Origin of the sequence: Streptomyces sp. Y1, from assembly GCF_041053115.1 — a bacterium.
In the GTDB taxonomy this organism is placed as follows: Bacteria; Actinomycetota; Actinomycetes; order Streptomycetales; family Streptomycetaceae; genus Kitasatospora; species Kitasatospora rubellomurina.
On record NZ_CP163445.1, the window covers coordinates 6,758,979 to 6,770,817 of the forward strand.

The 11,839-nt window shown below is 77.6% G+C and carries 1 protein-coding gene and 1 pseudogene; both read right to left on the reverse strand.

The annotated features are described in order from the left end of the window. Window positions 1-15 precede the first annotated feature (15 nt). Window positions 16-6,498, reverse strand: a pseudogene (locus AB2U05_RS29610) (type I polyketide synthase); the annotation flags it as partial. A gap of 76 nt (window positions 6,499-6,574) precedes the next feature. Beyond that, the gene (locus AB2U05_RS29615; RefSeq protein WP_369184752.1) at window positions 6,575-11,788 is read right to left on the reverse strand and encodes an SDR family NAD(P)-dependent oxidoreductase; all 5,214 of its coding nucleotides are present in this window, start codon (window positions 11,786-11,788) and stop codon (window positions 6,575-6,577) included. Window positions 11,789-11,839 lie beyond the last annotated feature (51 nt).

Here is an 11,839-nt window from a genome sequence, read left to right on the forward strand (position 1 = left end):
TTGGTCTCCGCGCTCTCAGAAGTCGGTGGTGCTGAGGTCGTCGTCGTGGTCGCCGGTGCCGAGCGCCAGGCCGATCAGGTCGTCGGCGTCCATGTCGTCGATCTCGGCCAGCTCGTCCGCCTCGGCCCGGGCCTCGGTACCCGGTGCCGCCGGGCCGTCCGGTCCCGGGCCGCCGGCCAGCGCCAGCAGCGCGTCCAGCAGTCCGGCCGCGCGCAGCCGGGCCGGCGGGATGGTGGCCAGCAGCCGGGCCACCTCGGCGTCCGCCGCCGGGTCGCCGTCCGCCGACTCGGCCCCGGCGGGCGCGAGTTCGTCGAGCAGGAACCGGCCCAGCGCCTCCGGCGTCGGGTGGTCGAAGACCAGCGTGGCGGGCAGCCGCAGCCCGGTGGCCGCGCCCAGCCGGTTGCGCAGCTCGACGGCCGTCAGCGAGTCGAAGCCGAGCTGCTTGAACGCCTGGGCGGGCTGGATCGCGTCGTCCGTGGCGTGGCCGAGCACGACGGCGGCGTGGCCGCGCACCAGGTCCAGCAGCACCCGCGCCCGGCCGGCCTCGGGCAGCCCGGCCAGCCGGCCGGCCAGCGCCGAGCGCCCGCCGTCGCCGCCGGCCGCCGCCGCCGTCCGCCGGGCGGTGCCGCCGACCAGCTGCTTCAGCAGCGGCGGCACCGGGCCGGCGGCGAACGCGGCGCGGGCCGCCGGGACGTCGAGCTTCATCGCCACCAGCTGCGCCTGGTCGGCGCGCAGCGCGGCGCTGAACAGGGCCAGGCCCTCGGTGTCGCCGAGCGGGCTGATCCCGGAGCGGCGCATCCGGGTCAGGTCGGCCGCGTCCAGGTGGCCGGTCATCGCGCTGGCCTGCTCCCACAGGCCCCAGGCGACGGCGAGGCCGCTCGCGCCCTCGGCCCGGCGGCGCTGGGCGAGCGCGTCGAGGAAGGCGTTGGCGGCCGCGTAGTTGCCCTGGCCGGGGCCGCCGAGCACGGCGGCGGAGGAGGAGAACAGGACGAAGGCGGCGAGGTCGGCGTCCCGGGTCAGCTCGTGCAGGTGCCAGGCGGCGTCCACCTTCGGGCGCAGCACGTTCTCCAGCTGGGCGGGGGTGAGCGAGGCGATCACCGCGTCGTCCAGCACGCCGGCCGCGTGCACCACGCCGGTCAGCGGGTGCGCGGCGGGGACGGCGGCCAGCACCTCGGCGAGCGCGGCGCGGTCGGCGGTGTCGCAGGCGGCGATGGTCACCTCGGCGCCGAGCGCGGCGAGTTCGGCGCGCAGCTCCTCGGCGCCGGCGGCGGCCGGGCCGCGCCGGCCGAGCAGCAGCAGGTGGCGCACGCCGTGCTCGGCGACGAGGTGGCGGGCGACCAGGCCGCCCAGCACGCCGGTGCCGCCGGTGATCAGCACGGTGCCGTCCGGGTCCAGCGCGGTCGGCATGGTGAGCACCACCTTGCCGGTGTGCCTGGCCTGGCTCATGAACCGGAACGCGTCCAGCGCGCGCCGCACGTCCCAGGTGGCGGCGGGCAGCGGCCGCAGCACGCCGCTCTCGAACAGCGGCATCAGTTCGCGGGTCATCCGGCCGATCCGCTCGTAGCCGGCCTCGATCAGGTCGAACCACAGGTAGCTGGTGCCGGGGTGGTCGGCGGCGACCTGCTCCGCGTCGCGGATGTCGGTCTTGCCCATCTCGACGAACCGGCCGCCCTCGGGCAGCAGCCGCAGCGAGGCGTCGACGAACTCGTTGGCGAGCGAGTTCAGCACCACGTCCACGCCCCGGCCGCCGGTGGCCTCGCGGACCCGCTGCTCGAAGTCGAGGCTGCGGGAGGAGGCGATCCGGTCCTCGGGGACACCGAGGGCGCGCAGGGTCTCCCACTTGGCGGGGCTGGCCGTGGTGTACACCTCGGCGCCCAGGTGGCGGGCGAGCTGGGTGGCGGCCATGCCGACGCCGCCGGTGGCCGAGTGGATCAGCACCGACTCGCCGGGGGACAGGTGGGCGAGGTCGACCAGGCCGTAGTAGGCGGTGAGGAAGGCGATCGGCACGGTGGCGCCGTCGGTGAAGCTCCAGCCGGCGGGCAGCGGGACGAGCAGCCGGTGGTCGACCACGGCGACCGGGCCGAACGAGCCGGGCACCATGCCCATCACCCGGTCGCCGGGGGCGAAGCCGGTGACGTCCGGGGCGACGTCCAGCACCAGGCCGGCGGCCTCGCCGCCCATCACGTCCTGGTTGACCATGCCGAGGCCGAGCAGCACGTCGCGGAAGTTCATGCCCGCGGCGCGGACGGCGATGCGCACCTGGCCGGGGGCGAGCGGCGCGCCGGCGTCGGGGTGGGGCAGCAGGGCGATGTTCTCCAGGGTGCCCTTGCCGGTGGTGTCCAGCCGCCAGTGCTCGGCGTCGGCCGGCGGCTGCAGCAGCCGCTCGGTGCCCGCCCGGACCAGCCGGGGGGCGAGCAACCGGCCGCCGCGCAGGGCCAGTTGGTCCTCCTCGGTGGCGAGCGCGGCGGCCACCGCGGCCCGCGAGGCGGGGTGGCCGTCCAGGTCGAGCAGGACGAACCGGCCCGGGTGCTCGGTCTGGGCGGAGCGCAGCAGCCCCCACAGCGGGGCCTGGACGAGGTCGCGCACGGCCTCGCCCTCGGCGGCGCCGACCGCGCCCCGGGTGAGCAGCACCAGGCGGGCGGCGGCGAACCGCTCGTCGGCCAGCCACTGCTGCAGGAGCGTCAGGAGGCGCTCGGTCGCGGCCCGGACGGCCGCCGGGGCGGGCTGCTCCGGGTCGGTGACGGCGGCCGGCACCAGGACGGCGTCCGGGACGGTCGCGCCGCGGTCGACGGCCTCGGCCAGCGCGGCCAGGTCCGGGTGGGCGGGGAGCGCGAGGGACGCGTCCTCGCCGAGCAGCACCAGGGTGGCGGCCGGGGCCGCCGCGGGGGCCGGCAGCTCGGCCCACTCCACCGCCAGCAGCGGGTCCGCGTCCTCGGCGCGGGCGGCCCGCAGCTGCTCCTCGGCGACCGGGCGGCTGAGCAGCGACGCCACCCGGGCCACCGGGGCGCCGGCGCCGTCGGCGACCCGCAGCGAGACGCCCTCCGCGCCCTCCGGGGCCAGGCGCACCCGCAGCGCGGTCGCGCCGGTGGCGTGCAGGGTCACCCGGTCCCAGGAGAACGGCAGCCGGACCTGGCCGGGCCCGGCGGCCGCGGCCGCGTGCAGGGCGGCGTCCAGCAGGGCCGGGTGCAGGCCGAACCGGGCGGCGTCCTCGTGGAGTTCGCGCGGCAGCCGGACCTCGGCGAACAGCTCCTCGCCGCGCTTCCAGAGCGCGGTCAGGCCCTGGAACGCGGGGCCGTAGCCGAGGCCGTCCTCGGCGAGGCGGGGGTACAGGCCCTCGACGTCCACCGGCTGCGCGCCGGCCGGCGGCCAGGCGGCGAGGTCCCAGTCGGGCCGCTCGGCGCCGGCGGCCAGCAGGCCGGTCGCGTGCCTGGTCCAGGGCCGCTCGGCGTCGGGCCGGGAGTGGACGGTGAGCGGGCGCCGCCCGGTGTCGTCCGGGGCGCCGACGCGCAGCTGCAGCTGGACGGAGCCGTCCTCGGGCAGCAGCAGCGGCGCCTGGAGGGTGAGTTCGTCGAGGACGTCGCAGCCGGCCTGGTCGCCGGCGTGGACGGCGAGTTCGACCAGCGCGGTGCCGGGCAGCAGGACGGTGCCCCAGACGGCGTGGTCGGCCAGCCACGGGTGGGTGGCCACCGACAGCAGGCCGGTGAGGACGAGCTCGTCGCCGTCCGGCAGCGGCAGCAGCGCGGTGAGCAGCGGGTGCCCGGTGGCGGTGAGGCCGGCGGCCCGGGGGTCGGCGCCGGTGGCGGGCGCGTCGAGCCAGTACCGCTCGCGCTGGAAGGCGTAGGTCGGCAGGTCGACGGTGCGGCCGGCGGGGCCGAGGCCCGGCCAGCGGACGGCGGCGCCCTGCACGTGGGCCTCGGCGAGCGAGGTGAGCAGGCGGCGCGGGCCGCCCTCGCCGCGGCGCAGGGTGCCGACGACGGCGGCGGTGCGGTCGGCGCTGTCGGCGGTGTCCTGGACGGCGGCGGTGAGCACCGGGTGCGGGCTGGCCTCGACGAAGGCCTGGTGGCCGGCGGCGAGCGCGGCCAGGGTGGCGTCGGTGAAGCGGACGGTCTGCCGCAGGTTGGTGTACCAGTAGGCGGCGCCCAGTTCGGTGGTGTCGATCAACTCGCCGGTGACGGTGGAGAAGAAGGGGACGTCGGCGGCCTTCGGGGTGATCCCGGCGAGGGCTTCGGCGAGGCGGGTCTCGATGGCTTCGACGTGCGGGGAGTGCGAGGCGTAGTCGACGTCGATGCGGCGGGCGCGGATCTCCGACTGCTCGCAGTGGGCGAGGAGTTCGTCGAGGGCGTCGCCGTCCCCGGCGACCACCGTGCTGGCGGGGCCGTTGACGGCGGCGACGGAGAGCCGGCCGTTCCAGCGGGCCAGCAGCTCCTCGGCGCGGTCGCGGGGCAGCGGGAGCGAGGCCATGCCGCCCTGTCCGGCGATGGCCAGGATCGCCTGGCTGCGCAGGGCGGCGACGCGGGCGCCGTCCTCCAGGGACAGGGCTCCGGCGACGGTGGCGGCGGCGATCTCGCCCTGGGAGTGGCCGATGACGGCGGCCGGTTCGACGCCGAGCGAGCGCCACAGTTCGGCGAGGGAGACCATCATGGCGAACAGGGCGGGCTGGACGACGTCGACCCGGGTCAGGTCGCCGCCGCCGCGCAGGACGTCGGTGAGCGACCAGTCGACGTGCGGCTTCAGCGCGGCCTCGCAGGCGGCGATGGAGGCGGCGAACTCCTCGGAGGTGTCCAGGAGTTCGGCGCCCATGCCGAGCCACTGCGAGCCCTGGCCGGGGAACACGAACACCGGCCGGTCGAAGCCGCCGGCGCCGGTGACCAGGCCCGGCGCGGCGTCGCCCTCGGCGAGCGCGGCCAGGCCGCCCAGCAGCTCCTCGCGGCTGCCGCCGACCACCACCGCGCGCTGCTCGAAACCGGTCCGCTGCCCGACCAGCGCGGCGGCCACCTCGGCCGGCCGCCACTCGGGGTGGGCGTCGACGGCGGCGTGCAGCAGCCCGGCCTGGGCGCGCAGCGCGTCGGCGGTACGGCCGGAGACCACCCAGGGCAGCACGTCGGCCGACTCCTGCGGCTCCGGCGCCTCCTCCTCGGCTGGCGCCTCCTCCAGGATCACGTGCGCGTTGGTGCCGCTGACCCCGAAGGAGGACACGGCGGACCGGCGCGGGCGGCCGGTCTCCGGCCAGGGCTGCTCCTCGGTGAGCAGCTCGACCGCGCCCGCCGACCAGTCGACGTGCGGCGTCGGCTCGTCCACGTGCAGGGTGCGCGGCAGCAGGCCGTGCCGCATCGCGAGCACCATCTTGATCACGCCGCCGACCCCGGCCGCGGCCTGGGTGTGCCCCAGGTTGGACTTCAACGAGCCCAGCCACAGCGGCCGTTCGGCCGGCCGCTGCTGCCCGTAGGTGGCCAGCAGGGCCTGCGCCTCGATCGGGTCGCCGAGCTTGGTGCCCGTCCCGTGCGCCTCGACGGCGTCGACCAGGTCGGGGGAGAGGCCGGCGTCGTCCAGCGCGGCCCGGATCACCCGCTGCTGGGACGGCCCGTTGGGCGCGGAGAGGCTGCTGCTCGCGCCGTCCTGGTTGACGGCGGAGCCGCGCAGCACGGCGAGGACGCGGTGCCCGAGGCGGCGGGCGTCGGACAGCCGCTCCACCAGCAGCATGCCCACCCCCTCGCCCCAGGCGGTGCCGTCCGCGGCGGCCGCGAAGGACTTGCAGCGCCCGTCCCGGGCCAGGCCGCCCTGGCGGCTGAACTCGACGAAGGTGTCGGGCGTGGCCATCACCGTGACGCCGCCGGCCAGCGCCATGGTGCAGTCGCCGCGCCGGACGGCCTGGGCGGCCAGGTGCAGCGCCACCAGGGAGGAGGAGCAGGCGGTGTCCACGGTGACCGCCGGGCCCTCCAGGCCGAGCACGTAGGCGATCCGGCCGGAGGCGACGCTGCCGGAGGTGCCGGCGCCGAGGAAGCCCGCGACGGACTCGTCCACCGAGGCCAGCCGGCTGCCGTAGTCGTGGTACATCAGGCCCGCGTACACGCCGACCTTGGCGCCGCGCATCGAGGACGGGTCGATGCCGGCCCGCTCGAAGGCCTCCCAGGAGGTCTCCAGCAGCAGCCGCTGCTGCGGGTCCATGGCCAGGGCCTCGCGCGGGCTGATGTCGAAGAAGGCCGGGTCGAAGGCGTCCGCGCCCTCCAGGAACGAGCCCTCGCACACGTACGAGGTGCCCGGGCGCGCGCCGTCCGGGTCGTAGAACTCCTCGACGCGCCAACCGCGTTCGGCCGGCGGGGTGCCGATCGGGTGCCGGCCCTCGACGGCCAGCTCCCACAGCTCCTCCGGCGTGCGGACGCCGCCCGGGAAGCGGCAGCTCATCCCGACGATGGCGATCGGGTCGCGCTCGGCCGCCTCCAGCTCGGCCACCCGGCGGCGTGCCTCGCCCAGTTCGGCGGCAGCCCACCGGAGGTGCTCGCGAAGCTTGTCTTCATTTGCCACTGTGAGCCTGCTCCTATAGCCGGTGCGGGGATGACCTGGGGAGTGCGCGCCGTCAGCCGGCGCGCAACTGGTCGAGCACGTCGAAGAGCTCGTCGTCGGTCGCGGTGTCGAGATCGGGTCGTTCGGTGCGGGTGTCGGCGTCGGCACCGTCGCGGGCGTCGCCGTCCCGGCGGGAGAGGAGGTCCCTCAGCCGGTGGGTGATCGCCTGCCGGGCCTGGAGGTTGGCGTCGAAGGAGGCCAGGAAGGCCTCCAGCCGGTCCAGTTCGGCCAGGACGGGGCCGACCTCGACGGCCTCCTCGGTGCCGAACTCGGCGCAGAGGTGGTCCGCCAGGGCCTGGGCGGTCGGGTAGTCGAAGATCAGGGTGCTCGGCAGGCTGAGCCCGGTGGCGTCGCTCAGCCGGTCCTGCAGTTCGAGGTTGGCGAGGGAGTCGAATCCCAGGTCGACGAAGCCCTGACCGGGGTCGATGTCCTCGGGCGTCGCCTCGACCAGGACCACGGCCGCGTGGGTGCGGACCAGGTCGAGCAGGGCCCGCCGGCGGTCGGCCTCCGGCATCGCCCGCAGGCGCTGCGCGAAGCCCGTCGCCGGGTCGGTGGCCGTGGCCTCCGGCGCCTCTGACACCGCGGACACCTCGGACGGCTTCGGTGCCGTGGCCGCCTTCGGAGCCTCGGACGGTGCCGCCGGAGCCGCCAACTCCCGCAGCAGCGCCGGGATCCGCTCCCGGTCGGCCCGCTCCCGCAGCTGCGCGAGGTCGAACCGGACGGGGACCAGCACCGGCGAGTCGATCTTACGGGCCCGGTCGAAAAGATCAAGGGCCTCGGCGGTGCCGAGTGCGCCGACGCCGTCCCGGGCCAACCTGGCCGCCGTGACGCCGTCCAGACGGCCCGTCAGCTCGCTGCGTTCGGCCCACAGGCCCCAGGCCAGCGCGAGGGCGGGCAGGCCCTCGGCGCGGCGCCGCAGCGCGAGCGCGTCCAGGAAGGCGTTGGCGGCCGCGTAGTTGGCCTGGCCGGCGGTGCCGAAGGCGCCCGAGGCGGAGGAGAACAGCACGAACGCGGCCAGGTCGAGGTCCCGGGTGAGCTCGTGCAGGTGCCAGGCGGCATCCACCTTCGGCCGCAGCACGGCGGCCAGCCGCTCGGGCGTCAGCGCGGCCAGCAGGCCGTCGTCGGTCACCCCGGCCGCGTGCACCACCGCCGTCAGCGGGTGGTTCAAGCCGGAGATCAACGCGGCCAGTTGGTCGCGGTCGGCGACGTCGCAGGCGGCCAGCGTCACCTCGGCGCCGAGCGCGGTCAGTTCGGCCGCCAGCTCGGCCGCGCCGGGCGTGCGGTCGCCGCGCCGGCCGGTGAGCACCAGGTGGCGGACGCCGTGCTCGGCGACCAGGTGGCGGGCGAGCAGGCCGCCGAGGGTGCCGGTGCCGCCGGTGATCAGGACGGTGCCGTCCGGGTCGAACCCGGCCCCGCCGGTCGCGGGGGCGGTGCCGGCGGTCAACCGGGGTGCCAGCAGCCGCTGGTGGCGGATCGCCAGCTGCGGCTCGTTGGCGACGGCCAGGGCGGCGGCCAGCGTCTCGGCGGACGGTGTGGCGTCGGTGTCCAGCAGGCCGAACCGGCCCGGGTGTTCGGACTGGGCGGTGCGCAGCAGCCCCCAGACGGCTGCACCCGCGAGGTCGGGGGCCGTTGCTCGCCCGCTCGCCTCCGGGCCCTCCTGACCCGGCGCGGCGGGCCCCTCGGCTCGGGGCTCGACGGCCTGGGCCGTGCGGGTCGCCACCACCAGGCGGGCGGCGGCGAACCGCGGCTCGGCCAGCCAGGCCTGCACCAGCCGCAGCACCTCCGCCGTGGCCGCGTGGACGGCGGCCGGCGTGTCAGCGGCCGGGGCGAGCGGCAGCAGGACGGTCTCCGGCACGGGGTCGCCGGAGGCCGCCAGCGCGGCGAGGTCCGGGTACCGGGCGTCGGCCGGCCACCCGGCCGCCTCGGCGCCGACGACGGCCGTACGGCGGGCGGTCGGGGCCGGGGCCGCGGCCACCGGCACCCAGTGCGTGCGCCACAGCGGCCGGCCGGGGTCGGCGTCCGCCGCCATCGGCCGGGCGCGCAGGCTCGCGACGGACAGCACCGGCACGCCCGCCTGGTCGGCGGCCTCCAGCGTCATCGCGTCCGGCCCGGCCGGGGCGAGCCGCACCCGCAGCGCCGAGGGCCCGGCGGCCCGGACCGACACGCCCTGCCAGGCGAACGGCACCAGGGCCGGCCCGGCCTCGCCGGCCGAGGGCCCGGCGGCGGCGAAGGCCTGCAGGGCCGCGTCGAACAGCGCCGGGTGGACGCCGTACCGGGCGGCCTCGGGGCGCAGGTCGGCGGGCAGCGCCACCTCGGCGAACACCTCCTCGCCGCGCCGCCAGGCCGCGCGCAGGCCCTGGAAGGCGGGGCCGTAGGCGATGCCCAGCGCCTCGGTGCGGGGGTAGAAGCCGTCGACCGGGAACGGCACGGCGCCGGGCGGTGGCCAGCTGACCAGGTCGGAGGAGTCGACGGGCGCCTCGGCGGTGAGCGTCCCGGTGGCGTGCCTGGTCCAGCCGCCCTCGCCGTCCTCGGTGGCGGCCCAGGAGGCCAGCTCGACCGGGCGGCGGCCGGCGGTGTCCGGCGCGCCGACCGCGAGCCGGATGCGGGTGCCCGCGTCGGGCAGGAACAGCGGGGCGAGCAGCGTCAGGTCGCCCAGGCCCGCGCAGCCGGCCTGCTCGCCGGCCCAGCGGGCCAGCTCCACCACGGCCGTGCCGGGGAGCAGCACCCGCCCGTGGACGGCGTGGTCGGCCAGCCAGGACTGCTCGCGGGGGGAGAGCCGGCCGGTGAACAGCAGGCCGCCGCCGTCCGGCAGTTCGACCTCGGCGTGCAGCAGCGGGTGGTCCGCGGGGGCCAGCCCGGCCGCCGCGACGTCCAGGCTCTGCGGCTCGTCCTCCAGCCAGTAGCGGCGGCGCTGGAAGGCGTAGGTGGGCAGCTCGACCCGGCGCAGGCCGGTGGCCGGGAAGGCCGCCGACCAGTCCACCGGGACGCCGAGCACGTGGAGTTCGGCCAGCGCGGCGAGGAAGCCGTCGGTGTCGCGGCCGCCGTCGACCACCCGCGGGCCGGGCCCGGCCTCGGTGGACGCGGGGCCGGTGCCGAGGGTGAGGAAGAGGGTGTGGCGGCGCTCGACGGCCTCCGCCAGTGCGCCGAACAGCGGGATGTGGCCGGTCGCCAGGTCGGCCGGGGTGCCCGCGGCGGCCGCGCGGGCGCCCTCGGCCAGGGACAGCGCCCCGGCCACGGTGGCCCCGGCGAGCGCGGCCGAGCCCGTGGCGACCACGGCGGCCGGGTGCACCCCGTGCTTCTGCCAGAGCCCGGCCAGGGCCACCAGGACGGCCCAGTGCAGCGGCCGGGCGACCTGCTCGGCCGTCGCGGCGGGCGCGCCGGCGGCGCCGCGCAGCACGTCCGTCGCCGTCCAGCCGACCGCCTCGGCCAGCGCCGCGTCGCACTCGGCCAGCCGGGCGGCGAAGGCCGGCGCGGTCTCCAGCAGGCGGGCGGCCCGATCGAGGTCGCCGCCGTCGGCCCCGGTCAGGACGAACGCGACCCGGCGCTCCTGCGTCGCGATCCCGCGCCGGGTGGCCGATCCGTCCGCCAGCGCCGCCAGTTGGAAGCGCAGCGCGGCCAGGTCGGCGCCCAGCAGGACGGCCCGGTGCTCGAACACCGAGCGGGTGCGGGCCAGCGCCGCGCCCACCTCGACGGCGGTGAGCCCGGGTTGCTCGTCGAGCCGGTCGAGCAGCCGGGCGGCCTGGGCGTGCAGCGCGGCCTCGGTCCGCCCGGAGAGCACCCACGGCACGGTCGCCGGGGCGACAGCGGCGGCCTCTTCGGCTCCGGTCCCCTCGGGGGCCTCCTCGGCGGCCGCCTCCTCCAGGATCAGGTGCGCGTTGGTGCCGCTCACCCCGAAGGAGGACACCCCGGCCCGGCGCGGGTGCCCGGTCGCGGGCCAGTCCCGCTGCTCGGCGAGCAGTTCGACGGCGCCCGAGTCCCAGTCCACCAGCGGGTTGGCGCCGTCCAGGTGCAGGGTGCGCGGCAGCACGCCGTGCCGGATCGCCATCACCGTCTTGATCACCCCGGCGACGCCGGCGGCGGCCTGCGCGTGCCCGATGTTCGACTTGACCGAGCCGAGCCAGAGCGGCTGGTCGGCGGGCCGGTCCTGGCCGTAGGTGGCCAGCAGGGCCTGCGCCTCGATCGGGTCGCCCAGCGTGGTGCCGGTGCCGTGCGCCTCGACCGCGTCGACCTCGTGGGCGGACAGCCCGGCCGCGGCCAGCGCCTGCCGGATCACCCGCTGCTGGGCCGGCCCGCTGGGCGCGGTCAGCCCGCTGCTGGCGCCGTCCTGGTTGACGGCGCTGCCGCGGATCACGGCGAGGACGTGGCGCCCGTTGCGCCGGGCGTCGGACAGCCGCTCCAGCAGCAGCATGCCGACGCCCTCGCCCAGCCCGGTGCCGTCGGCGCCGGCCGAGAAGGCCTTGCAGCGGGCGTCGGTGGCCAGGCCGCGCTGGCGGCTGAACTCGACCAGGGCCAGCGGCGAGGCCATCACCGTGACGCCGCCGGCCAGCGCCAGCGAGCAGTCCCCGGCGCGCAGCGACTGCGCGGCCTGGTGCAGGGCGACCAGCGAGGAGGAGCAGGCGGTGTCCAGGGTGACGGCCGGCCCCTCCAGGCCGAAGGTGTAGGCGATCCGGCCGGAGGCGACGCTGCCGGTGCTGCCGTTGCCGACGTAGCCCTCGAACTCGCCCGGCACCCGGCGCAGTCGGGACGCGTAGTCCTGGTAGATCACCCCGGCGAACACGCCGGTGCGGGAGCCGCGCAGGGCGGCCGGGTCGATGCCGGCCCGCTCGAAGGCCTCCCAGGAGGTCTCCAGCAGCAGCCGCTGCTGCGGGTCGGTGGCCAGCGCCTCGCGGGTGCTCATCCCGAAGAAGGCCGGGTCGAAGTCGGCGGGGGCGTCCAGGAATCCGCCGTCGCGCACGTACACGGTGCCGTGCCGGGCCGGGTCCGGGTGGTACAGGTCCTCGTCCCAGCCGCGGTCGGTCGGCAGCGGCGAGATGGCGTCCCGCCCCTCGGTGACGAGCTGCCACAGGTCCTCGGGGGAGGTGACCCCGCCGGGGTAGCGGCAGGCCATGCCGATGACGGCGATCGGCTCGCGGGCGCCGTCCTCGACCTCCTGGAGGCGGCGGCGGGTCCTGCGCAGGTCGAGGGTCAGCCGCTTGAGGGTGTCGAGGACCTTCGCGTCGCTGGTCATTGCGCTGGGTGCCTTCCTGTCCGACCCGTGGTCCGGGTTCGGGTGAGCGTG

Coding starts and splice junctions, on each gene's coding strand:
- AB2U05_RS29615 (WP_369184752.1), bottom strand. CDS start 11,788: ATGACCAGCGACGCGAAGGTCCTCGACACCCTCAAGCGGCTGACCCTC.